The sequence below is a fragment of the Coleofasciculus chthonoplastes PCC 7420 genome (assembly GCF_000155555.1).
In the GTDB taxonomy this organism is placed as follows: domain Bacteria; phylum Cyanobacteriota; class Cyanobacteriia; order Cyanobacteriales; family Coleofasciculaceae; genus Coleofasciculus; species Coleofasciculus chthonoplastes_A.
This window is the reverse complement of record NZ_DS989855.1, coordinates 23,001-46,735: the sequence shown is the minus strand read 5'-3', so window position 1 is coordinate 46,735 and position 23,735 is coordinate 23,001. Positions and strand designations below refer to the sequence as shown.

20 protein-coding genes are annotated in these 23,735 nt (G+C 44.1%); 15 read left to right on the top strand and 5 right to left on the bottom strand.

Annotated features, from left to right (window positions below):
- Positions 1 to 23: 23 nt before the first annotated feature.
- From MC7420_RS20345 to MC7420_RS20330, 4 genes are all read left to right on the top strand, one after another.
- Entirely contained in the window at positions 24 to 524 is a 501-nt protein-coding gene (locus MC7420_RS20345; RefSeq protein WP_006102590.1) for a hypothetical protein, read from the top strand.
- Between the two features lie 380 nt (positions 525 to 904).
- The gene (locus tag MC7420_RS20340) at positions 905 to 2,404 is read left to right on the top strand and encodes a hypothetical protein (protein ID WP_006102613.1); all 1,500 of its coding nucleotides are present in this window, start codon (positions 905 to 907) and stop codon (positions 2,402 to 2,404) included.
- A gap of 185 nt (positions 2,405 to 2,589) precedes the next feature.
- Positions 2,590 to 4,185 (top strand): hybrid sensor histidine kinase/response regulator, encoded by a 1,596-nt coding sequence (locus MC7420_RS20335; protein ID WP_006102649.1) that lies wholly within the window; start codon positions 2,590 to 2,592, stop codon positions 4,183 to 4,185.
- Positions 4,186 to 4,354: 169 nt separating this feature from the next.
- Positions 4,355 to 6,082: an EamA family transporter gene (locus MC7420_RS20330; RefSeq protein ID WP_044208566.1), complete on the top strand. Its 1,728-nt coding sequence runs from the start codon at positions 4,355 to 4,357 to the stop codon at positions 6,080 to 6,082.
- Positions 6,083 to 6,361: 279 nt separating this feature from the next.
- Here MC7420_RS20330 and MC7420_RS20325 read toward each other — a convergent pair whose 3' ends face one another.
- The 3 genes from MC7420_RS20325 to remA form a co-directional block, all read right to left on the bottom strand.
- Positions 6,362 to 7,348, bottom strand: coding sequence for a GGDEF domain-containing protein (locus tag MC7420_RS20325; RefSeq protein ID WP_006102714.1), 987 nt, complete (start codon positions 7,346 to 7,348; stop codon positions 6,362 to 6,364).
- Positions 7,349 to 7,735: 387 nt separating this feature from the next.
- Positions 7,736 to 8,287: a guanylate kinase gene (gene gmk / locus MC7420_RS20320; protein WP_006102635.1), complete on the bottom strand. Its 552-nt coding sequence runs from the start codon at positions 8,285 to 8,287 to the stop codon at positions 7,736 to 7,738.
- A gap of 15 nt (positions 8,288 to 8,302) precedes the next feature.
- The gene (gene remA, locus MC7420_RS20315) at positions 8,303 to 8,569 is read right to left on the bottom strand and encodes an extracellular matrix/biofilm regulator RemA (protein WP_006102648.1); all 267 of its coding nucleotides are present in this window, start codon (positions 8,567 to 8,569) and stop codon (positions 8,303 to 8,305) included.
- 244 nt (positions 8,570 to 8,813) lie between these two features.
- Between remA and MC7420_RS20310 the strand changes: the two genes are divergently transcribed.
- The gene (locus MC7420_RS20310) at positions 8,814 to 10,700 is read left to right on the top strand and encodes an Rqc2 family fibronectin-binding protein (protein WP_006102753.1); all 1,887 of its coding nucleotides are present in this window, start codon (positions 8,814 to 8,816) and stop codon (positions 10,698 to 10,700) included.
- A 327-nt stretch (positions 10,701 to 11,027) separates the two neighbouring features.
- Here MC7420_RS20310 and rsmI read toward each other — a convergent pair whose 3' ends face one another.
- The gene (gene rsmI, locus MC7420_RS20305; protein WP_006102755.1) at positions 11,028 to 11,864 is read right to left on the bottom strand and encodes a 16S rRNA (cytidine(1402)-2'-O)-methyltransferase; all 837 of its coding nucleotides are present in this window, start codon (positions 11,862 to 11,864) and stop codon (positions 11,028 to 11,030) included.
- Between the two features lie 217 nt (positions 11,865 to 12,081).
- On the opposite strand from rsmI, the gene MC7420_RS20300 reads away from it, so the two are divergent.
- Genes MC7420_RS20300 through MC7420_RS20290 form a run of 3 tightly spaced genes read left to right on the top strand, consistent with a single transcriptional unit; the run spans position 12,082 to position 15,662 of the window.
- The gene (locus MC7420_RS20300; RefSeq protein ID WP_006102715.1) at positions 12,082 to 13,194 is read left to right on the top strand and encodes an AAA family ATPase; all 1,113 of its coding nucleotides are present in this window, start codon (positions 12,082 to 12,084) and stop codon (positions 13,192 to 13,194) included.
- 36 nt (positions 13,195 to 13,230) lie between these two features.
- Positions 13,231 to 15,054, top strand: a complete 1,824-nt coding sequence (locus MC7420_RS20295; protein WP_044208561.1) for a hypothetical protein — start codon at positions 13,231 to 13,233, stop codon at positions 15,052 to 15,054.
- 5 nt (positions 15,055 to 15,059) lie between these two features.
- On the top strand, positions 15,060 to 15,662 hold the full coding sequence (locus MC7420_RS20290; RefSeq protein ID WP_006102698.1) for a PAP/fibrillin family protein: 603 nt from the start codon (positions 15,060 to 15,062) through the stop codon (positions 15,660 to 15,662).
- Positions 15,663 to 15,855: 193 nt separating this feature from the next.
- Here MC7420_RS20290 and hemC read toward each other — a convergent pair whose 3' ends face one another.
- Positions 15,856 to 16,821 (bottom strand): hydroxymethylbilane synthase, encoded by a 966-nt coding sequence (gene hemC / locus MC7420_RS20285; protein WP_006102681.1) that lies wholly within the window; start codon positions 16,819 to 16,821, stop codon positions 15,856 to 15,858.
- A gap of 159 nt (positions 16,822 to 16,980) precedes the next feature.
- Between hemC and MC7420_RS20280 the strand changes: the two genes are divergently transcribed.
- The 7 genes from MC7420_RS20280 (at position 16,981) to MC7420_RS20255 (ending at position 23,509) form a co-directional block, all read left to right on the top strand.
- Positions 16,981 to 17,580 carry a class II aldolase/adducin family protein gene (locus tag MC7420_RS20280; RefSeq protein ID WP_006102639.1) on the top strand — a complete coding sequence of 200 codons (600 nt, stop codon included), beginning with the start codon at positions 16,981 to 16,983 and terminating at the stop codon, positions 17,578 to 17,580.
- Between the two features lie 416 nt (positions 17,581 to 17,996).
- Positions 17,997 to 19,055 carry a cysteine peptidase family C39 domain-containing protein gene (locus tag MC7420_RS20275; protein ID WP_006102800.1) on the top strand — a complete coding sequence of 353 codons (1,059 nt, stop codon included), beginning with the start codon at positions 17,997 to 17,999 and terminating at the stop codon, positions 19,053 to 19,055.
- Between the two features lie 271 nt (positions 19,056 to 19,326).
- On the top strand, positions 19,327 to 20,307 hold the full coding sequence (locus MC7420_RS20270; protein WP_052307520.1) for a hypothetical protein: 981 nt from the start codon (positions 19,327 to 19,329) through the stop codon (positions 20,305 to 20,307).
- A 339-nt stretch (positions 20,308 to 20,646) separates the two neighbouring features.
- Positions 20,647 to 21,387, top strand: a complete 741-nt coding sequence (locus tag MC7420_RS20265) for an FHA domain-containing protein (RefSeq protein ID WP_006102580.1) — start codon at positions 20,647 to 20,649, stop codon at positions 21,385 to 21,387.
- A gap of 78 nt (positions 21,388 to 21,465) precedes the next feature.
- Positions 21,466 to 21,645, top strand: coding sequence for a hypothetical protein (locus MC7420_RS40035; RefSeq protein ID WP_006102625.1), 180 nt, complete (start codon positions 21,466 to 21,468; stop codon positions 21,643 to 21,645).
- Between the two features lie 121 nt (positions 21,646 to 21,766).
- Entirely contained in the window at positions 21,767 to 22,732 is a 966-nt protein-coding gene (locus tag MC7420_RS20260) for a multicopper oxidase domain-containing protein (RefSeq protein ID WP_006102766.1), read from the top strand.
- Positions 22,733 to 22,873: 141 nt separating this feature from the next.
- The gene (locus MC7420_RS20255) at positions 22,874 to 23,509 is read left to right on the top strand and encodes a hypothetical protein (protein WP_006102672.1); all 636 of its coding nucleotides are present in this window, start codon (positions 22,874 to 22,876) and stop codon (positions 23,507 to 23,509) included.
- The last annotated feature ends 226 nt before the right edge of the window (positions 23,510 to 23,735 follow it).

Sequence of the window (23,735 nt, the reverse complement as noted above, 5' to 3'; positions counted from 1 at the left end):
AAACCCTTATGACGGATTGAACTATGGTTATTTTGGAAAAAACCCCCACCCAACTGAAACTTCGACATCGCCCCTATTTTATTTGGCAACTCTCTGGATGCTTAGTGTTTAGCGTTCCTTTACTCATTGTTCTCGTCAGCTTAGTCCTACCTTGGATTGTTTATATGTTAGGCTTGTATGCCTTATTCGCTTTTAATCTAGTGGCGGGTATTCTATTACTGGTTTGTGCAGGACGTATTTTTATCTATCACTTTGACAAAGAGACAAACAGTCTCTTGATTAAACGCCGAGGATTATTTAAAACTCAAGTCACGTTGTATCCCCTGAGTGATATCTTCCAGGTGCAACTCAAATCGACAAGCTGGAATCAGGCTCAGACAAGTAACTATCAAATCGCGATTATTTTTAAATCAGGGAAACAGTTGTCTATTAAATCGGAAGGAAAAACCCTACAGCAAAAGTTGGAAATCGTTAACCTAATTCGTCGATTTCTAGGTATGTCACCACAGAAACTAGCTGATTAATCTCTACCTTACTACCCTCTGCCTGATTCGTCAGTTGTTGGAAATAAACCTAGATAGAATGTCACTGACTGGTAAGCTGTCATGCATTTAAATTGGGTATTAGTAGCGAGCAAGATGCAAAGCCTGCGGCATGGCTTCGCTAAACGCACTACTGGTATGATGGTGGGTTGAGCCAAGTCGAAACTAACCCTATGATAAATTAAGGATTTCGGTAAGCCAAAACTGCTTATTGAGCGTGCCATTCACCCTAAATATATTAACTTGTATCAATAATCCTCAAACCCTTACCAAGAACAAATGACAAATGACATAAACGAATGACGAATGACGAATGACGAATTGTGTATGCTAGCAATAGCACAATCATCGAGGAAAGGATCATGAGTGCAGTAACCTCAACCCCGAATCAACCCGCTTTAGCGGAATTACGAGAAGGATTACCAAATATTTGCGGGTGGGAAGAAAACATTCGGGAAGTGGTACAACAAGACGAACCTGTATTTTTACCGACAACCAATCTGCGCTTCGAGGATATCACTTCAGGATTCGCTTGCGCCTTACATCTGCACCAACCCACGGTTCCAGCAGGGGCGAATGGTGAATTGATTAGCAATCTCCAATACATGTTTGAACATCCCCAAGAAGGGGATAACCATAATGCCGAACCCTTCGCCGGGTGTTATCGTCGTATGGGTGATTTTATTCCTCAACTGGTAGCTGAGGGGTGCAATCCTCGGATTATGCTGGATTATTCGGGGAATTTGTTGTGGGGATTCCAGCAAATGGGGCGGGAGGATATCCTCAACAATCTTAAGCGGATTACCTGCGATCGCACTTATCAGCCTTATGTGGAATGGCTGGGAACGATGTGGAGTCATGCAGTTGTTCCCTCGACCCCAATTCCTGATATTAAACTGCATATTCAGGCATGGCAACATCATTTTGCCGCTATGTTTGGTTACGATGCGCTGAAGCGAGTCAAAGGCTTCTCACCACCAGAGATGCATTTACCCAATCATCCTGATACTTTGTATGAATACATCAAAGCGTTGAAAGACTGTGGCTATCGCTGGTTAATGGTACAGGAACATTCTCTGGAAAATCTGGATGGTTCGGGATTATCGCAGGATCAGAAATATGTCCCCAATCGTTTAGTGGCTCGCAATTCTCAGGGGGAAACAATTTCTATCACAATTTTGGTTAAAACACAAGGGTCAGATACCAAATTAGTGGCACAAATGCAGCCCTATTTTGAGGCAAAGGGGCGGGGTAAGCAGTCAATTGGCAATCATTCGATTCCCTCCTTAGTCACCCAAATTGCCGATGGAGAAAATGGGGGAGTAATGATGAACGAATATCCCCGTGATTTGTTTCGCATTTACCATGAAATCCGTGACCAAGGGGGCGGTAAAACAGGTGTCGTGCCGATGAATGGGACAGAGTATTTAGAATTACTAGAAGCAGCAGGTGTTAATCCAGAAGAGTATCCTCCTTGTCAAGCCGTTGGTCAACATAAAATTTGGCAACGAGTCGATCTAGATAATATTACACCGGATGCCGTAGCGAGTGCGATCGCAGACTTAACAGCCACGGATGATCAATTCCATGTTGATGGGGCATCATGGACAAATGATTTAAGTTGGGTGAAAGGGTATGAAAATGTCTTAGAACCCATGAATCAACTCAGTGCCGCGTTTCATCTGAAGTATGACCCCTTAGTGCAGCAAGATTCCTCGGTGACGCAGCGAAGTGATTATCAGCAAGCGTTATTGTATACGTTGTTACTGGAGACCAGTTGTTTTCGCTATTGGGGACAAGGAATGTGGACAGATTATGCCCGTGAACTTTACCAACGCGGTGAAGCGATTATTAAGGGTTAGTTATCTTTCGTCATTTGTAAAGTCGGGGCGGGTTTAGTTACATCTGGGTGTAACCAAAAAGATAGTAGTGAAACCCGCCCCTACACACTCTCCCTCATCTTCCCCATCTCCCCTAATGTGATCGGTTCACCATTCTTGGGAATACTGAGTCCAGATTTGTCTGTGTGCTAAATAGGAGTCCAAGGATGTTAACCGCAACAGGGAATGATCCTCAAAAATCGCCAGTGATCCTCGTTGCTGATGACGATCGCTTCACACGAGTGATGTTACGTCAACTGCTGGAAAAAGAGGGATATCAGGTGATCGAGGCAGAAAATGGGGAGAAATGTTTAGCGGCGTATCAGCAGTACCAGCCGGATATGGTGCTGTTAGATGCGTTGATGCCGGTGATGGATGGTTTCATCTGTTGCCAAAACCTGCAAACCTTTACACAGACTCCCGAACAAAAGAGCGATCGCGCGTTGCTGGGTATCCCTGTACTGATGATTACCGGGCTTGAGGATCAAAAGTCCATTGATTCAGCATTTGCTGCTGGCGCGATCGATTATGTGACTAAACCCTTGCATGTCCCCGTCTTACTCCAACGTATTCGTCGTCTCCTCGCCGCAAGTTGGGCAGAAAAAGCACTGCGACGCAGCGAACAACAATATCGATCCGTCGTAGAAAATGTTAAAGAAGTTATTTTTCAAATTGACCCCAATGGTAACTGGGAATTTCTCAGTCCGGCTTGGACAAAGTTGATGGGGTTTACTCTAGAAGAAACCTTAGGAACGCCTTTTCTTGAGTGTGTTCATCCTGACGATTGCCAACTCCAGAAAGAATTATGGCAATCTATCCTAACCGGGGCAAACGTTGGTTTTCAACGAGAGATTCGGTACGTCACCAAAACCGGAGCAACTCGTTGGCTAGAAATTCATGCCCATGCCTCACAGGTTACTAACGGCAAATTTACAGGTCTTTCTGGTATTTTGCATGATATCACAGAACGGATCTATGCCGCTGCATTAGAAAAAGAAAAAATCCGGCTAGAAACGGAAATAATTGAACGCCAGCGCAGCGAGACGATGATTCGCCAAGCCTTAGAGAAAGAGAAAGAACTGGGTGAATTGAAATCTCACATCATTACCACCATTTCCCATGAATTCCGGACTCCCCTAACCACAATTCAATCCTCTAGCGAATTATTGAAACTCTATGATAAAAAATTAACCGAGGACAAAAAGCTAAAACATTTCCAAAAAATTGGCTTGTGTGTTGAACATATTACCCAACTCCTAAATGATGTGATTCTGATTGGTCAATCGGAAGCAGGACAAATGAAGTTTAATCCTATTTCCCTGGAGGTGGCAGATTTATGTCATGACCTAATCGAGGAATTCCAAAGTAATCTAGATCCGCGATATACCCTCAAGGTGTTTATTGCAGAATCTCCCATCAAAGGGTTATTCGACGAGGCTATGTTACGGAAATCATTAAATCACTTGCTCTCCAATGCTGTCAAATATTCCCCCAAAGGAGGCACGATTACTTTCCAGTTAGGCTGTCACTCAGATAAGGTAACCGTCCAGATTCAAGATGAAGGAATTGGCATTCCGTCCATAGACCAATCCCGATTATTTGAATCGTTTTATCGGGGGAGTAATATTAGTACTATTGGTGGCACTGGATTAGGACTCGCCATTGTCAAAAAATATGTGGACTTACATGGCGGTCAAATCCAAATTGAGAGTGAAGTCGGCATCGGCACAACCGTTACTGTTACCCTACCTATCAATCAGTAACAAAAATTGAGCAAGCAGGGAAACAAGTTTCCTCCAACTAGCGATTCATCTCACGGTCAATCAAAGATTCGACCGTGAGGTTTCTCGCCGATTATGCTAAAATTCAACATCCGACTCAAAGCAGTGAACTTATTACTGCAAGGCATAGACTAACCGAGTGGTATTGGAAATGGGGCAACTAGACAATCAACCGGACAACGGGGAGAATCGAGAACAACAAGCTGCCGATCTCTTGCAATCCATGACCGAGAGTATTGAGGGCATAGAGACGTTGCGTCACAGTCTCATGACCCAGTTTACTCAGGAGATTGAACAGCTACAACAAGAGAAAGCCCAGTTAAGCGAGGAAATTAAAACGCTGCACGATCAACGACAGCAGCACTTGACTCAACCGCCAGCACTGACGTCTGATATTGCCCCAGCCTTTGCCAACCAATTGCAAGATTTACTCAGCCAGCAACTCCAACAACTTGCCCAATCCTCAGAAAGACTATCCATTGATCAGACGGTGGGAAATCATCAGCAAACTATCCAGGAATTAGTGGCTTCTTTAGATAACACGCTGAGAACTACATTTAGAACCCTGCAACAGGATCTGAATAGCTATCAAAGCTCAATGTCTCAACAGTTGAGCCAGATGTACAGTCTCCAGGAACAAGCCGAGGTGATTCTAGAGACACTGGTGAATCGACTCAAAGCTGAAATTCCTCCCCCATCCTCTACCTTTGAACCCCGTTCTCAAATTCCTCCCGCCGCCCCTAATCCTCTAACGTTACCAGCGCCGGATCAGGATGGATCTTCTCCTCGTTCCAATCAGGGCGAAATCGTCAGATCCCCTGCTGAATCACCTTTACCTGTTGTTCCACCTACCCAGTTTCAAAGACGCCCACAAAAACAATCCACGGGGAAACAGTGGGTTGGGTTAGTGCTGGTGTTGTTATCGTTGCTAGCAATAGCATTTGAAAACGTTTTTGTCAATATTATTTTTAATGCCACAGCGATTGTGGGATTCCCAGTAGGGGCTTGGTTACCAAGCCCCTACGGTGGTTTTTGGATGCCGACGTTAGGAAATACCTTACTGATACTATGGTCGCGAATGTTGGTAGTTGTACCTCTGATGGCAATCTTGAGTCGGGGATTTTATCGGGGGGTGTGGCGAGATATTCAACAGGTTCTGCGATCGCGCAATTGGGGTTTATTCGGTACTCTCTTCTGTAGCGGGTTTTTCCTCTTCTTATCCAAAGTATTGCTGTATTGGGGATTAGGAATCATTGCGCCCGGTGTGGCTGTGATTATTTTCTTTATCTATCCCATCGTGCTATTACTCTTAAGCGATCGCTTTAATCGATGGAGTCACTTCATTCCCTTCGCGATGGTAATTGCTGGGTTTGTGCTGACGACTCTACCCAGTGGTAGCGGGGAACTGTCACAATTCGGTGTTACCCTGGCGTCAGGGGCGGCGATCGCCTTTGCCCTACATTTAATGCTGATGCAAAATTTGGCAAAACAGCTTCATCCCATGCCAATTCTGTTGCTGAACTTAGCCATCGTTCTGATATTTTCTGCCTTGGGTGTAATGATATCCTTCCCAGCATCGTGGGGTGTAGTATTTGCGCCGAGTTTAAGTTCAAATCTAGTGATTAGTGGTCTGGTTTTAGGCGGTGTTACTCTAATTAGTTATGTCTGCAACACCATGGGAATTGCCAGAAGCGGTGCAGCTAGCGCTTCTGTTTTGGGGGCTACGTTACCGATTTTAACCGCACTCTTGGCTTGGATTCTGATTCAAAGTCGATTAACAGTTCCTCAAGTCGTGGGTATGGTGCTAGTCACGCTAGGAGTAGCGGCTTTAACCATTGTGCGATCATGTTATCCCAGAAGCAGGGGAGCAGGAGAGTAGGGGAAGCTGGGGAAGCGGGGGAAGCGGGGGAAGCGGGGGAAGCGGGGGAAGACGGTGAATAAGCTGTTGGGCATTTAAACCTTAATGTCAATAAGGTTGAAAGCCTTGTAGTGCGTTAAGCGAAGCCATGCCGCAGGCTTTGCATCTTGCTCGCTACTAATACCCAATTTAAATGCATAACAGCTTAAGGGCGGGTTTTGTTGATACGTTATGATTAACCGAGTTTTATAAATACCTAAACCCGCCCCTACAATATAACTTTTGAATTGAGCAAGGTAATCAGGATGCTGTGACAATGCGATCGCGCCCTCCAGTAATTGCTAAATTCAGGGCGATATGAGCCGCTTGTAGCACTTCCTTTGCCGTCTTACCATGTTCAGCAAAACTGGCTATCCCCGCAGAAATGGTCAGAGAACCCAGGGATTGACCGCGATAGTCTAAGCTGAGTTGCTGAATACTCTGTCGCAGTTGTTCAGCGCGTCGTTGGGTGACGGCTAACGCGGCTTCTGGTAAGAGTAGGAGAAATTGTTGACCACCATAACGACAGGCAATATCAGACGCCCGAACTTGGCTGGGTAATAACAACCCAATCTCGCGCAACAGCAAATCAGCTACAGATTTGCCAAATCGCTGATTTAACTGTTCCATCTCATCAATTTCCAATAAAATTACCCCGATAGGCTTGGGTTGACGTTGAGACTTACGGATTTCTCGTTCAAAGCATTCTTCCAGGTAACGTCGGTTATAAAGTTTCGTCAGCGGATCTCGAAACGTCTGGGTTTTCAGCGTTTCTCGCAGTTTTAAGTTAGCTAATGCCAAGCCAATATGCTTCGCTACCCTTTCTGCTAATTGTCGAGTTTGGGCAATTCGCCCCCGTTGAAGTGAACTGACAGACAACAAACCCACCGTGTCTCCATGGGCAATCATGGGAACACAAAAAGTTTCCACGGCGGGAGAATTAGCGCGAATATGCTGGCAGTTTAAACAATACTGGGTGTCATCCACCAAATTAGCCTGTCCGCGTCGTAATGCTAGGCATTCGTGGGGCGAAAAGACCGAATCGCTCGTCAACGGGATAGAACCCCAAGTCGCGATCGCCTCCAGTAAGTTTTTTGAGGAGTTCATGACAAAAATCGCCCCAATTTCATCGGGAAAAAGCTGTTGGACTAAGGGTTCAATAGTTGTACATGCCTCTTCCACCGAATAACTGGATTGAAGTGAATCAATCAATTGTTCGAGTACAGGGGTATTTAATTGAGTCTGCATGCTTACCTGCGGTTTTCAATGGTGAGAGATTATCGTGATGCCCCTGATATTGGTTCTTCTATACTGGCATTGTTATTTGTCATTCGTCATTTGTCATTCGTCCTTCGTCATTCGTCCTTCGTCATACTCGCTCCCTTGAGAAGCAAGCTACGTAAAGTCGGGGCGGGTGTAGGGTGCGTTAGCGTTCGCGAAGCGTTCCCGAAGGGTAGCGTAACGCACCTTTCCAACGATAGTAGTGAAACCCGCCCCTACACCATCTTCCCTATCTTCCCCATCTGACACACCGAGCGTGTTACTGAGCGAAGCGTTCGACTGAGCGCTCACGCCGAAGTCCGAAGTAAGTCGAGGTGTTCCTCATCTCCCTCATCTTCCCATTTACTCCGCCCCTCAAAAAATAGCTGCTTCTAGCTTCGATAGTGCCTCTTCCAGGTTGTCATTGACAATTTGTACATCAAATTCATTCGCCGCCTCGATTTCAGCTTTGGCTCGTTCTAGGCGTCGCGCGATCGCCTCCTCACTATCCTGACCCCGCCCCCGAAGGCGCTGTTCGAGTTCCGCTACATTGGGAGGCAGAATAAAGATACGCAAGGCGGTGGGAAAGGTTTGTTGAATTTGCCTTGCTCCCTCTAGTTCAATTTCTAGCAGGACAGACTCACTCCGTTGAATATGCTGTTCTACGGGTTTGCGGGGTGTACCATAATAATTTCCCGCATACTCTGCCCATTCCAATAACTCATCGGCGCTGACCATCTGCTGAAACGTATCCTGACTGACAAAATAATAATGTTGTCCCTCCACTTCATGAGGGCGGGGTTGACGGGTAGTAGTGGAAATCGATAGGTACAGTTGCGGATGTCTAGTCAAGAGTAAACGGACTAGAGTTCCTTTCCCCACGCCACTTGGACCTGTCACTACAATCAGTCTGCCTGGTTTGATCATCGGTTTCTTGTCGAGTTAATTGGTACTGGTTGCCCCATCTTTGCCAATGACAAAGCGATGAGCAACCGTTTCTGGCTGAATCGCTGATAAAATGACATGGCTAGAATCGGTAATAATGACAGCTCGAGTGCGCCGCCCATACGTTGCATCAACCAGTTGTCCGCGATCGCGAGCATCTGTAATGATACGCTTAATAGGAGCAGACTCTGGAGAAACGATTGCCACGACACGGTTTGCCGAAACAATGTTACCAAAACCGATATTGATCAGTTGAATGTCCATGAAAAAATAACGGCAAAAGCCGCTTGAGGAGCGATTACGAGGGATTTGATTTCAATGTTATCTACAAAAATTTAGGCTTACAAGGTTAAATTGCACAGAAAACCTGAATTTTCGGGTTGACGCTAAAAAAAGAGTAGATTTGCTTGCCATAAATGCGGCTTACTTGTCATCGGCTATTGAGTAGATAGTCAGAGGACAACGGACACCAATTTATACGAGACACCGTTACACCCATCACGAAGACATGCAACAGGTTGACTTTACGACCTTGACAGCCGCTTGTGCAGAGTTACAAGCGGGTTGGATACCAGGACGACTGGAAAAGGTTTATCAGCGCGATCGCTTTACTATTGCTCTATGCTTACGAACGCTTCAGGGTAGAGGATGGTTGACCGTGGCTTGGCATCCCCAAGCCGCCCGAATTTGCTTGGCTGATCCGCCGCCTCGCCTACCGGATACGTTTACGTTTAGTGATCAACTGCGACATCAGTTAAATGGGTTGGCGCTAGTCGGGATTCAGTTCATTGCCCCTTGGGAGCGAGTATTAGACTTGCAATTTGCCCGACGCCCCGGAGATCCGATTCTCTGGCATCTGTATGTAGAAATTATGGGTAAATATAGTAACGTTATCCTTACAGATGATAAAAATATCATTGTCACCGCCGCCCATCAGGTGAGTTCTCAGCAATCGAGTGTCCGTCCGATTCAAACGGGTCAGCCTTACGAACATCCGCCAGCATTGTTGGGGGATTTACCCAGTTTAAGTGAGTCCCAGGAGCGTTGGCAAGAACGAGTTAGCTTAGTTCCCGGAGCGTTAAAACGGCAATTACTTAAAAGTTATCGGGGATTAAGTCCAGCTTTGGTGCGTTCTATGATCCAAGCGGCTGATTTAGATCCCAACCAATCCACGGAAACGTTAAAGACAGAAGATTGGCAACGGTTATTTCAGTGTTGGCAAGAATGGCTGTGGGCGCTGGAGAAGTGGGGTCAAGTTGTAGGGGCGAGTTTTACAGATAACGTCTTGGAGAAAACTGATCACTTAACTAAACCCGCCCTGGTTGGGGAAGCTGGGGGCGGGTTTAGTCACATCGGGGTGACAACAAACGATAATAATCAAACCCGCCCCTACACAATGAAACCGGGTTGGACTGAGGATGGATATAATGTGCTGGGTTGGGGTGTGGTTAAGCCTGCGCCAAATGTCCAGGTTTTACTGCATCATTACTATACTGACCAACTGAATCGACAAGAGTTTAGCCGACTGCATAACCAACTGACTCAGAAAGTCAACAATTTTTTAGTGCGATCGCGCTCCAAGGCGTTAGGCTTTGAACAACGGTTACAGCAATCGGAACAGGCGGATGAGTATCGTCAACAAGCTGACTTATTGATGGCGCATCTGCAAGATTGGCAACCGGGAATGAACCAGATAACAGTTCTGGATTTTGAAACCAATCAACCGTTGACGATTTCCCTCGATCCCGACAAAAATGCTGTGCAAAATGCTCAAGCCCTCTATAAACGTCATCAAAAGCTGAAACGGGCGCGTCTGGCGGTTGTACCGTTACTGCAAGAGGTGCAAGGGGAAGTTGAGTATTTGGAACAGGTTGAGGCATCCTTAATTCAGATTGATCGCTACACAACGCCGGAAGACTTGCAAGCGTTACAGGAAATCCGCGAGGAGTTGATTGGGCAAGGGTATTTGGATGTTCGAGATCAACGCAGTCGGGATGTCACCGAAGCATCTGAACCGTACCGATACCGCACGCCCAGTGGGTTTGAATTGTTAATTGGTCGTAACAATCGCCAAAATGACCAGCTCACATTTCGCACGGCTGGGGATTATGACTTGTGGTTTCATACCCAGGAGATTGCTGGGAGTCATGTCTTATTACGCTTAGATCCGGGGGCTGTTGCGGATGAGGCAGATCTCCAGTTTGCGGCTGACTTAGCTGCCCATTATAGTCGAGGTCGTCAGAGTGATGTGGTGCCTGTGGTGTATACTGAGCCGAAGTATGTTTATAAGCCCAAGGGGGCTAAACCGGGAATGGCGATTTACAAGCGAGAACGGATCGTGTGGGGGCGTCCTCAACAGGCTGAACACTATCGGACGGCAGATATCTCTGGTTAAGAATGTAAATTTTGATAAAAAACGTATTCTCTGTTACGATAAAAATATAAAGAAATCTTAAGCTGTGCGCTTGGGAACGGGCAGCAGATTTCCTCCAAAAACGACAACAAAATTTGTAGCACATAAAAGACCATCTGTCAAGTTGATGGTCTTTTTCAGTTATTTGTCTTATGTCATTCGTCATTCGTCATTTGTCCTTCGTCTGATATACCGGAGGGTGGGTTGAGCGAAGTCGAAACCCACCAGCCTTAATTCAGCGCCAAGAAGAGGGCGGGTTTCGTTGTCTGGTTTAAAGTGTGTCTGTTCATTGAATCCCTAAACCCGCCCCTACGGGATCTCGGTTAACGATAGTGCCATTTGGTAAAGGTGGCGTCGCGGCAGATTGGTGAGGTGAGATAATTGACGGGCGGCTTGCGATCGCGAAAGTCCTTGATTAATTAGTTGACTGAGTTCGGCTTTGAGGGCGGCTTCCGAGAGGACGGGGGTTTCAGCAGGTGCGCCAGCAAGGATGAGGGTAAATTCACCTTTGGGTTCGTGGTCAGTGTAGTATGCGATCGCCTCTTCAATGGTGCCTCGCCAGAACTGTTCGTGTAACTTAGTTAATTCCCGCGCTAGGACGATTGGACGAGAGGGACTAAAGATAGTGACGAAATCTTGTAGGGTTTGCTGGAGACGGTAGGGCGATTCGTAAAAAATTAACGTTCTCGATTCAGCCGCTAACACCTCTAACCGTTGTTGGCGTTCTTGTCCACTCGCGGGTAAAAAGCCTTCAAACACAAATCGATCTGTGGGGAGTCCAGAGGCGCTGAGGGCAGTAATTCCAGCCGTAGCACCGGGGATGGGGATCACTGTAATTCCTGCTTCTATTGCCCCCTGGACGAGTTCATAACCGGGGTCAGATATACTCGGCATTCCCGCATCGGTAACCAGTGCAATAGTTTTTCCTGTGGTTAACTGATTCAGCAATTCGGGTAGGCGCTGCTGGCGATTGTGCTGGTGGTAACTGATTTGAGGGGTTTTAATTTGAAAATGCTGCAATAGTTTTCCCGTATGGCGGGTATCTTCGGCGGCGATAGTATCGACGGTTTGTAAGATGCGTATCGCCCGGAAGGTCATATCTTCTAGGTTGCCAATTGGCGTCCCGACAACATACAGTGTCCCCATTTGTCTAATTTAATACCTGCTGACCTTGTTACTCTAGCTTTTTTTTGGGCTAGAATCGACAAAGACATCTTGAGTCGAAGTTACTAGAGGTGGGTAATCATGACTCCGATATACTGGCGAAGTATTTCATGGAGTAGCGTAGCGGCGGTTTTGGTTCTAGGGAAAGATTAGACAGACGGCTAATTTATTTATTTTTTCAGAACCTTATTTGGAGATTATGGGAAATTCAGACAAACCAATCCAAAAAATTCTTTTTGGCAGTCCCGGTACGGGTAAAAGTTATCAGGTGCGCGAGATTGCCCAGGATCAACTAGGTATAGAATTTGATGAAGATACCAAAATCCTAAAGAATACGGTTAAAACTGTATTTCATCCTGAATATACTTATTCTGATTTTGTGGGCAAGCTATTGCCGTACACGTATGGCAATTCGGTAGTTTACAAGTATTATCCCGGACATTTCCTACAGGCATTGGGTAAAGCCTATCGAGGTTTAATTGAAAATCCCGAAGAAAAATATCTATTAGTAATTGATGAATTGAATAGAGGAAATGCTGCTGCTATTTTTGGATCAATATTTCAGTTATTAGATAGAGAAGATGATGGCTGGTCAACTTATGAGGTAGATATATCTGAGTTGGAACTGGTCGGTTTGTTTAATGCTATGGACTATAAAGCTAATATTACTGGTGATCGAGAAATACAGGTAGAAGGTACAATTTTAGAAAAATTTTTTCTTCATGAATTAGAAAATAAATTAGGCAGCAATTCTGAGGATAGGGATAGAGTAAGAATGTTGAAAAATTTAAAGGATTATAAAATTAGCCTTCCTCCTAATTTATCCATTCTTGCTACCATCAATACCTCTGATGAGTCAATTTACTATCTAGACAGTGCTTTTAAGAGGCGTTGGGATTGGGAGTATGTGGATGCTCCTAGTAAGGCTGATATAAGAGATAACAAAGTCCCACTTATCATATTCCAAGCAACTTTGGAACTAGATAATGGTGAGCATCTAAAGTGGTATCGATGTATTGTAGGCATCAATGAGTTTATCAAATCTCATCATCAAAGTATTAGAAGATTAGAAGATAAACAAATGGGTTGGTGGTTTATTAAGCCTCATGATGAAAAAGTTTCGCTAGATCAAGTCAAAGATAAAGTCATGTTCTATTTGTGGGATAGTGTATTTGCCAGAGACAAAAGACCTTTAGGAAAACTTTTTACAGAATCATTGAGTGATACAAACTTAACGACTTATGCCGATTTCGTTATGCATACCAAAAAATTTATAAAATATATGCATGATAGTGTGCCTGCTGTAGAGTAGAAAGATAAGTTATACGATATTCCAATTTTTTGAATAATGATAGATTTTCAAGAATTGCAATTAGAGGTTAATGAAGCCTATTCGTTTGTAGGTATAGAAAGACGAAAATCCCAGATAATCTTCTCTTTACCTAAAGGATTTGATCCAAGCTTGTTTACTACTTACGACAGCAAGCGAGACTTGTTTTTTCAGTTTTATAGGATATTGAATCATTTCAAAGAAATTTGCCTCCAGAAAGATTATCTTAAAGCTGATATCAAAACTCAGGATAGGGATGGTGTAATCAGAAATCAGGGAAGTATTCAGCAAATCAGCTTACCTGATGTTGAGATAGAAGAGAATATTTTTTACTCGAAGTTAGATCTGATTGGTTCTATTCTCAACGCTTATGATGAGCTTAAAATATTGTCTTTGGCTGATAGGTTGGGAAAATCGGAGAAAATAGACTACAGCAAGCTGCATTCATTTCTACACCGTGCGGTGTATCTGGATAACGGCGCAGCATATATTGATGCTATGACATTACCCCGGCAGATGGTGCATTACCAGCCCACTGATATCATTGGTATGTACTGCTACATCCTGGTAGAGGTTAAGCAGCAGTTGCATGAAGAAATTAGCGGTGAAGTTGCTGCTTTAGCCGAACGGTTTAAGCACAAGTATATTGATGCCGAGTCTGGCTTATTTCATGATGAGTATAGTAGTCAAACGGTTGATCGTCTTAAAGATGCACTGGAATTAATTGATAGAAACACTGCCCTTAAAGATACAGATTACTGGTATTTTTTCGATGCCATTGAGTTATTTTTGTATGGGAAGCTATCCCAAGCTGATGAAGGAGAAATTTGGGGAATAAATAATTTTTATAGCGTTTGGGAGTCCATGTGCCTGACGTACTTAGCAAAGACAGTATCACCCGAATATATTTTGCACTTAGATACCAGATTTATCTCTAATGATGTAGTGTCATTAGTTAATAGTAATACCAAGATATTGGCTCTAGCTAATGTCTTTAGTATTAATGGTAGGCGATTAGTACCAGATGCGGTTATATTTTCTACTGGTTTCAACGAATTTAGGTGGAGAGAAAAAAATACTATTTTCTTGAGAAAACAATCATATAATGGGAAGACATGGAATGACTATGGCTATACAACTAAATTCGAGTCACATGATTTTGCTGAAGTTGATTTGAAAATAGCTTATGAAGGTCAGCCTTTAAATAAACATACTTTTGAAGAGTTAGGAAAAGTTTATAGGAATCAAAATAATCAACTCATTATCAATAATCAATTGCCTAGCAATTTTTATTCCTTTTGGGAAATAGATCTTAAACAGTTAAGTTTCAAATCGCTAGATACGATATTTAGGCTAAATCACGTTTTTTACGTGGCTTTAAATAAAGCTATCTTTACTCCAGGTAAATTTGAGAAATTTTTATTGGATGAGTTTGGTTTTAATAAAGACAATGTATTTGATAACTCCTTGTTTAGACGTGGGCTAACAAAATTAACAACACAAGAATTAATTGATGAATTTACAAATTTTTACCGCACAGTATGCTCCTTGAAAGTGATTGACATAAAATACTTATCCCTAGCCTACTGTCGCGATGTTAAGAATCGCCGTCATCTTAAAAAAGAAAGTATCAGAAAACAATTTGTCTATGAATATCTATTGCAGCAATTTCTTGGTGGCAATGATATTTTAAAGAATTTAGAGATTAAGAGTAATTTCTGGATACCTTCCTGTCAAAATGATTCTGGGATATTCAAGGAAGTTGAGCCAGAGTACCTAGAGGGATATATTAGTTTAAAAAATATCAATTTTGCCGCTCTTGTTAATAGCTACTTAGATTAGCCGAAATGTCATCAACAAAAGCACAACTCCTGCAACGAATAGAAGCATTAGGGCTACAGCAAGCCCTCTTTCCCGCAAATGGAGAGCCAATTAATGAAATTGTATACCAGCTCGAAAACCTTAATCCCATTCCCAACCCACTCCACCCCGACTCTCTCCCCTCTCTACTCGGTAACTGGGAATTGATCTACGCCTCAAGAGGAACCGTTGTTACCCGCCAACTGACATCAATTCCAGATTTGGGGGGAACCCTAACAATCAAACGGGTGTGGCAAACCTTAGTCCCAGGCGATACCCAGAAAATCTTTGCCTCTAATGGCGCATTTCTGGACTTACCTCTGCTAGGAGAGTGGCGGTTACAGGCTGATGGCGTTTGGACGTGGGACACTCCCGATCGCACCGCCAATGTTACCTTTAATGCATTCTCCCTGCAAGCAACCAAACCCTTTAATCTGAAAAACTGGAGCCTTCCAGAACTGAAAATCCCTGTCTGGGAATTCTTCCGCAATCAGGCTTTATGGACAACCTCCTACCTCGATCCAGAAATTCGGGTAGGGCGAGGTGCAACAGGTAATTTATTTGTGTTTCGTCGTCGCGATCGCCTCTGATACACAACCTTAACATTTATAGTCAGAAACTAAAAGTTTAGGGGAGAGCGCGACATAGAGGAAATTAACCGACGTCTAAATTGAATCTAATCAAAGTCCCCCTTTTGAAGGGGGATTTAGGGGGATCTAAACTTTGGGCGCTAGTCATACAAAGTCTTAATTTGACACGGATGCACGTCGGTGCGCCCCTACCTTATCGCTGAATTTGAGCGAAGATTTCGTCTAATATCTCTTGCGCCCCTTGCTGACGTAATAGTTGAGCCAGTTCAACCCCTAAGGCTTCCGCCTCAGTCGCCTCTCCAGTCACGGTATCTTTAATTAAGCTTGTCCCATCTAAACGGGCAACCATACCCGTGAGAATTAGATTATTTCCCTTGATCTCTGTATTTACGCCAATGGGGACTTGACAACCGCCTTCGAGTTCCCGTAAAAATGCTCGTTCTGCATAACACCGTTGTGCGGTTGGGGAATGTTCAATGGCTTTGAGTACATCCAAGATTTCTGGATCATCCCCCCGACATTCTATGCCCAACGCCCCTTGTCCAACGGCATGGAGGGAAATCTCCGAGGGTATAACTTGGTGGATGCGATCGCTCATATCCAATCGTTTTAACCCAGCGGCGGCTAAAATCAAAGCGTCAAACTCTCCAGCATCCAGTTTTCCGAGTCGGGTATTCAGGTTTCCGCGAATATCTTTAAATGTGAAATGGGGGAAATGGTAGCGCAATTGTGCCAAACGCCGCAGGGATGAGGTGCCAATCACCGCACCTTCGGGAAGCGTATCCAGTTGCTTACCTTGGTGCTTGGCGTGAAGTACCAAGGCGTCGGCGGGGTTTTCGCGTTCCGTCACACACCCCAAGACTAATCCTTCTGGTAACGCAGTGGGCAAATCCTTGAGGGAATGCACCGCTAAATCAATCTCCTGATTCAGCATCCCTACTTCCAATTCCTTGGTAAAGAGTCCCTTATCACCAATCTTGGAGAGTGCCACATCCAATATTTTATCCCCGTGGGTACTCATGGTCTGGACTTCAAAGTCCCGATCCGGGTAGTGTTTGTGTAGTTGTTCCTGTACCCAATAGGTTTGCACCAAAGCCAATTGGCTTTTGCGGGAACCGATACGAATCGTGCGAGCAGGACTGGTAACAGTGGAGGACATAGAGCGATCGCGTCAAACAAATATAAAGAGTCACCTACTCTAGACTACCGCAGTTTGGTCATTCGTTCTTTGTCCTTTGTCACTCTTCCCTATTCCCTGTTCCCCGTTCCCCTTCCCCTGTTCCCTCTTCATTACCAATAACGATAGGAATAAAAGACTATGATCGATGAAGGTTACGTTAAGTATCAATGCCATTGGATTGAGACAAAACCACTTCCCTATAAACAGATTGCCGAAATTAATCAATGGCGCGATAAGCTCTATCAATTGCATCTAATCGGTATGTATGAAAATGGGATTGGTTTTGGTAATCTCAGTATTCGTTATACGCCCTCTGGTGAGTTTATCATCTCTGGCACAAAAACAGGCAGTCTTCCCCGATTAACAGAACATCACTATACTATTGTCACCGATTTTGATTTAGACCAGAATTCCTTAACCTGTACAGGACCTATCCAAGCCTCATCGGAAGCGTTAACTCATGCCACTCTCTATGCGGCAAATCCGACAATTAACGCAATTATTCACGTTCACAATCTCCCTCTGTGGCAGCAGTTAATCAACCAAGTGCCCACCACCGCCCAAGATTGTCCCTACGGCACTCCGGAAATGGCACGAGAAATTCTGCGATTATTTGACCAAGAGAATCTGATGGCAAAAAAGATTCTGGTAATGGCGGGACATGAAGAAGGAATTATTACTTTTGGCGAAACCTTAGATAAAGCGGGTAGTCTGCTTTTGCATTACTACAATAAGTAGTCGGACTACAATTGAAAAGTCATCAGTCATAATTAATAATCAATAATTCATCAGCATACCCCCGAACGCAGTGAAGGGTCAATTGTAGGGGCGGGTTTAGCCACTAACTTACCTTGTCACTGATAAATGAACAACAAAACCCGCCCTCCCCACCGATAAATGAACAACAAAACCCGCCCTTATTCCGGTAGGCGCGGACATGAGACACTCATATCATTGTAGGTTGGGTTTCGACTTCGCTCAACCCAACAGAATCTAAGCGTCAAGCCCTTACTACGAACCTGCATAAGCCCAACTCGGCTAGAGATATATTGCAGTAGACTCCACTCGCCACGGATTTACTACCCATACAGCAGCTTTCTTTGGTGAGTGCGATTGGGCTTGAGACAATCAAGGCTGCTGTTCTAGAAAAGACAATGAACAGTTCTATAAACATTGTACGGTATATCAAACCATCTCATTTATTTCTCGCTGCTTATGGGATGTCGATATCCCTCACGATTTGGGCAATCAAATCAGATTCCTACACTGTCTTTATCGCCTTGGTTTGCGTCATCGCCTCCATTATTGGTGCAAATTTAGCCCATCGTTGGGTGATGCAGGGCGTTACCTTGGATACCATCGATAAAGCCCTTAAACATCATCAGCGACTGGTGTATATTATTCTATTTGGGATGGGTGCGATCTCGACGAGTTTGGCTTCACTTATTCTGCTACAAGGTGTCAAGGTTACAGATTTAGCCATTTTTGCCACAAATCTGCCATTACCCCACTGGATTCCGACAATTATTTTACTTTATATTGCAGAATATCTAAACCTATTTGTTCTCGGATTAGGATGTTTTGCTTTAGGATTGGTTGTGTTTTTCGTGGGGTTTGGTCGAGGAATGTCTCAACCTCTACCGTTATTAATGGCTACCGTTATCGGAATGATACTACCATTAGCCATATTTAGCCATTACTTACTCCCCGTCACAGGGATGCTAGGCGAACCTTTTGTGGTTGAGGGCGTGGTGCTACAAACCACTTCTCATACCTGCGCCCCGGCTAGCATTGCGACTCTGGCTCGTTGGGTGGGCTTAGACCCCAGTTTATCAGAGCGAGATGTGGTTCAACTCACCCATACGAGTCGATTAGGAACCACGGCTTTAGCCGAAATTCGGGCAATGCGCCAGTTAGGACTCGCGCCAAAGTACCAACGTCAGTTAACTATAGCTGATTTAATTACCACGAATCAACCGGCTGTTCTCAGTGTCAATGAAGATGTAGATGGCGTCATCTTTTTACATGCTGTTGTCCTATTATCTATCAATCCAGAATCACAAACTGTAACAGTTGGCAACCCTCTCTATGGGCGTCAGGTGAAAACTTTTGACCATATTAACGGATATTGGACAGGTGATGCTGTGTTTGTCACCAATCCCAAAGCCCAAAAATTGCATAACCCCAACTCAGTGGGAGATATACCGAAGTAGACTCCACTCGCCACGGATTTACTACCCATACAGCAGCTTTCTTTGGTGAGTGCGATCGCGCCCTATAGCCATCCTATTTGAGTTGGGAGTTAGAATCCCCACAAGTCGGGATTCTCAGCCTGACTAATTCGGGTTAATTCCTATAGGTATCCCACTCAAATATTGCCCCATTATGTACTAATGTAACGGAGAGTGGGCAAGAAATCCAAAGGTTGAAACACTTCCAATTTTTGCGTTCAAAACAATCAAAGCTGCTGTTGTCGAAACAACGATGAACAGTCTATTCAAACTTCCGCTTAAACCGCATATCACATTGCTTAAAGTTTTCCTCGCGGCTTATATCCTAGGGGTTTCCCTAACCCTTTGGGCAATGCGATCGCACTATCTCATCCTATTTATTACCCTGTTTTGCCTGATTCCTCTCAGTAGCGGTGCAATTGTGGGAAACCGTTTAGCCGCCCAAATCACTCTCTCTAACAACCCAAAGAATTACCGCCGCAAGATTAATCGCATATTTCTCGCGATCGCGACAATTGCAACGTTGATTATTCTCGGTGTACAGTTCAATGTTTACCGCTTTCTACCCTTAATTGTTCGCTTATATCTCGGTGCTTATCATAAGCCCATTATCCTGGCGTTGGGATGCTTAACCTTAGGGCTAGTCGTATCAATTGAGTTGTCCGAACAACGTTCTCGCCGACAGTTACGTCTGCTGCTGGGAGTCGTCGTGGGAATGATGCTACCGTTGGTGATTATTCTGTATTACACATTACCCATAACTGGGATAGCCAGTGAAGCGTTAGTCATTGAAGGAGTTGTTCTCCAAACCACATCTCACACTTGCGCCCCAGCCAGTATCGCCACACTAGCCCGATTAGTGGGATTAGATCCGAATTTATCAGAACGAGATGTGGTTAAACTCACCCATACGACGCGAAAAGGGACTTACTCATTAAGTACAATTCGGGCAATGGAAAAGCTAGGTTTAGCGCCGAACTATCAATGGGGTTTAACCATTGATGATTTAATTGCGGTGGATCAACCGGCTGTACTGACCGTCAAAGAACCTGTAGATGGCGTAATATTTAACCATGCCATCGCCCTATTATCGGTTGATGCCAAAGCGCAAACGGTAACCGTGGGGAATCCGCTTTACGGGCGTCAAATCCTAACATTTGATCAGATGAAAGGCTATTGGATAGGTCAAGCTATATTTGTTACCTATCCACCCAAGCTAAAACACACCTTTTAAGATAGCGATCTGTGAGTAGGTTGGGTTTCGACTTCGCTCAACCCAATAGAGTATTAGCTTATGTTGCTCTCGTTCCTCGACCCAACCTACCTCTGGACAAGAATTGTAGTCGGTTAAAACCGACTTAAGCTATAAGCCAAGAACTTGAGTTCTTGGCGGCTGAGTTGGACTGGCATAATAAATTAGAATATCTTAACAATCGACTTGAGGATAAACCGTTTCAATTTCCGATTGATCGAACATAATAAGTATCAGAGCTAACTTGTTTTATTGGGAAATCCGGCAGCACGTTCCCATCGTCTTCTCCGTCTTTCAGGAACCTATCTCCACGCAAACGTTATGAAAAATACACAAATACAACCGGGACAACAGGCAAAACTCTTCCACGTTCAAACCAACACCCCGCTGGAGTTACCGCCCAACCGTTCGGTGATTCACATTGGTAAGGCTGAGGGCAGCATACAACCGGAGATTGATGTGTCCAATTTCCCCAATTCCTACATTGTATCTCGAAACCATGCCACTATTTCCCTTGAGGGAGACCACTATTTTATCGAAGACATTGGCAGTTCCAATGGTACATACTTAAATGGTATGCGTCTCACCCCCACCAATCGACACCTTCTCAATCCGGGCGACAAAATAGAATTAGGGAAAGATAGCTTAGTCACATTTATCTTTGAAGATGCCAGCAATCTTGCTGTGATCCCTAATCCGGAAAATCTTAGCGAACAGGAAACCTTTGTTACCAAGTTAACGGGTACAGGGTTAATTCTAGCCGGATTAGCATTTCTTAGTTCTAGTCTTTGGTTTTCACACTTCGCTCTTCCTTTTGTTATTGTAGAGATCTTGGGAGTGCTAACTGTAAATTATGGTGGAAGCAAACGTCATTTAGGTTGGGTTTTGATTGCGGCTGGCGTGGCAATCGCGATAATGACCCATCAGCTTTTTGTGCTAACGAAGGTTGTCGGATTAGTGGCTTTATCAATTTTAAGTTTATTCTGCGGTTATCAGTTTTTTGTCTTTGGCAAGGTTAAAACATTGAATCTATTAGCGCTCAAGCGAATTGTCAAAACCTAAATTTTGTAGTGTAAAAAACCTTCTCGCTACTGCAAGAAGATAGAAATAACTGAACAGCTAAGCTGTCATGCATTTAAATTGGGTATTAGTAGCGAGCAAGATGCTCAATATAGTGAGCAAGATGCTCAATATAGTGAGCAAGATGCTCAATATAGTGAGCAAGATGCTCACACTACGTCAAGGATTACGCCATTATTGATATTAAGGTTTAAATGCCGAACAGCTTATTTTCCCAATCCTCTCTTCTCCAATCCCTAATCCGGTATAGGTAAGAGTACGGTAAACACACTCCCTTGATTAACTTGCTAGAAAAGAATTATTATCAATTAATGACTGTCACGAACTGTCACTAATGAAAAATCCACATCTAGGATCAAGCATGAAACCATGGACTCGCCGCCAGATACTGAAGTGGGGATTAATCGGCGCTGGAGTGACGAGTGCCGCGATCGCAGGACAAACCTGGATACGACAATCTACCTCTAGAGTACGCATTCCTGAGCTTCCAGAGACACCAACGGATCATTTTAACCCCATGTCCGTGTTGCGAGACTTTGAGTCTGGCACAATTAAACAGGAAAATGGACGCACAATTCGCGAATTTGAAATTGTTGCTAAAAATTCTACTCTCCAACTGAATAGCGCGGTTTCCTTCGTAAGTTGGAACTTTAACGATCGCGTTCCTGGACCCACCCTACGTGCCACTGAGGGCGATCGCATCCGGGTTATTTTCCGCAATCAAGGCGGACATTCCCACAGTATGCACTTTCATGGTACTCACCCATCGGAAATGGATGGGGTAAAACCGATACGCCACGGAAAGGAAACGATTTACGAATTTGAGGCTAAACCCTCTGGTGTCCACCTCTATCATTGCCACATTGCCCCTGTAACCCGCCATATCAGCAAAGGACTTTATGGCATGTTCATTGTTGATCCTCGTCAAAAACGTCCTCCGGCTGATGAAATAATTCTGGTGATGGGTGGATATGATATCAACAACGATAATCAGAATGAACTCTACGCCTTTAATGGTATCCCTGACTACTATTTAGACCATCCCATCCCCATCTATCAAAACCAACTCGTTCGCCTGTATCTGCTAAATATGATTGAATTCGATGCGGCGGCGACGTTTCATATTCATGCCAATCTGTTCCAGGTTTATCCCACCGGGCGCACCCTTACTCCCACTCTGGAAACAGATGTGATTACTATGGGGACGGCTGAACGGCATATCCTGGAATTTTCCTACTCCTACCCCGGTGAGTATATGTTCCATCCTCACCAAGATGCGATCGCCGAAAATGGCTGTATGGGTATGTTTAAGGTGATTCCTTTGTGAGCGATCGTTTTTTTTATATTTTATTGCTATAAATATCAATAGTTGAATATCAAGATGTGCTTATCCTAAACTCCAGTTGTTAAAACCTATTTAGGATTGCTATAGTATCAGAGCTGGCTAGAATAGTAAGGACTGAGGTTTGTGAAGCAGTTAATTTCTATAGGAACAGCTTTGTCTGTATTATTGCTTGTAACACCGAGTTCTTTTACAGCTCAGAACAACCCCAATACACCAAGTCAGAACAACCCGAATAGACCAAATTCAGGAGATCTGGAAAAAGAACTCACTAGTATTGCTGAATCTACACTTCGTTTAGAAAACGACATTTTAGTCAACGGTGATCCTGATTCTGCAATAAGGCGAAATCCAAATGCAGTTAGGACTCGTGCAGCTAATATTCAAAGGCGTATAGAAAGGAAGCAAGGGCTACACAGCTTTTTGAGAGGACGTAAGGTAGGATTTAGGGACTTTCAGACTAGGTTAGAGGTGACAAACTTTAGTGTTGAGAAAGATGTAGCTGTCTTAGATGCAGTAGAATACACATCTCTCTTTTATGATCTATCTATTATGGCTGAAGGTTCACCTGAGCAGAGTGAAGAGATAGTTAAGCACCGTTTTACATTTAATCTGCAAAACAACCAGTGGGAATTGGTTTCAGATGAGATCATAGATGCTCCTGGATCTACACGAGGTTCTTCTGAGGAAGTTATAGTTCCCCTTCCGGCCTCTCCTGATGTAGCTCCATCTGACCCGTTAGCACCTCCAACATCTGACTAATCTAGTTTGCCTTCGGTACTGAACTCATCAGTTCAGGATAGCAGATCGAAGATGCTTGACGATAGCAGCTCTGGTGATGAATTCAACAACTCTCCCGTTTTACTCACGCAAGCATCGTTAAATCGTCAAGCTATTATTCAGTAGACCTCTCCAGAAATGAGATTTCGACCTAGACAGCGTAAGGCTTTCAGCTTCTTTTTCGGAGATGTCCAGTACATTTACTTAC

Coding starts and splice junctions, on each gene's coding strand:
- MC7420_RS20335 (WP_006102649.1), top strand. CDS start 2,590: ATGTTAACCGCAACAGGGAATGATCCTCAAAAATCGCCAGTGATCCTC.
- MC7420_RS20345 (WP_006102590.1), top strand. CDS start 24: ATGGTTATTTTGGAAAAAACCCCCACCCAACTGAAACTTCGACATCGC.
- rsmI (WP_006102755.1), bottom strand. CDS start 11,864: ATGGGGACACTGTATGTTGTCGGGACGCCAATTGGCAACCTAGAAGAT.
- MC7420_RS20290 (WP_006102698.1), top strand. CDS start 15,060: ATGTCATCAACAAAAGCACAACTCCTGCAACGAATAGAAGCATTAGGG.
- MC7420_RS20275 (WP_006102800.1), top strand. CDS start 17,997: ATGAACAGTTCTATAAACATTGTACGGTATATCAAACCATCTCATTTA.
- MC7420_RS20310 (WP_006102753.1), top strand. CDS start 8,814: ATGCAACAGGTTGACTTTACGACCTTGACAGCCGCTTGTGCAGAGTTA.
- MC7420_RS20340 (WP_006102613.1), top strand. CDS start 905: ATGAGTGCAGTAACCTCAACCCCGAATCAACCCGCTTTAGCGGAATTA.
- MC7420_RS20265 (WP_006102580.1), top strand. CDS start 20,647: ATGAAAAATACACAAATACAACCGGGACAACAGGCAAAACTCTTCCAC.
- MC7420_RS20325 (WP_006102714.1), bottom strand. CDS start 7,348: ATGCAGACTCAATTAAATACCCCTGTACTCGAACAATTGATTGATTCA.
- MC7420_RS20300 (WP_006102715.1), top strand. CDS start 12,082: ATGGGAAATTCAGACAAACCAATCCAAAAAATTCTTTTTGGCAGTCCC.
- MC7420_RS20270 (WP_052307520.1), top strand. CDS start 19,327: ATGAACAGTCTATTCAAACTTCCGCTTAAACCGCATATCACATTGCTT.
- MC7420_RS20260 (WP_006102766.1), top strand. CDS start 21,767: ATGAAACCATGGACTCGCCGCCAGATACTGAAGTGGGGATTAATCGGC.
- MC7420_RS20330 (WP_044208566.1), top strand. CDS start 4,355: ATGGGGCAACTAGACAATCAACCGGACAACGGGGAGAATCGAGAACAA.
- gmk (WP_006102635.1), bottom strand. CDS start 8,287: ATGATCAAACCAGGCAGACTGATTGTAGTGACAGGTCCAAGTGGCGTG.
- hemC (WP_006102681.1), bottom strand. CDS start 16,821: ATGTCCTCCACTGTTACCAGTCCTGCTCGCACGATTCGTATCGGTTCC.
- remA (WP_006102648.1), bottom strand. CDS start 8,569: ATGGACATTCAACTGATCAATATCGGTTTTGGTAACATTGTTTCGGCA.
- MC7420_RS20280 (WP_006102639.1), top strand. CDS start 16,981: ATGATCGATGAAGGTTACGTTAAGTATCAATGCCATTGGATTGAGACA.
- MC7420_RS20295 (WP_044208561.1), top strand. CDS start 13,231: ATGATAGATTTTCAAGAATTGCAATTAGAGGTTAATGAAGCCTATTCG.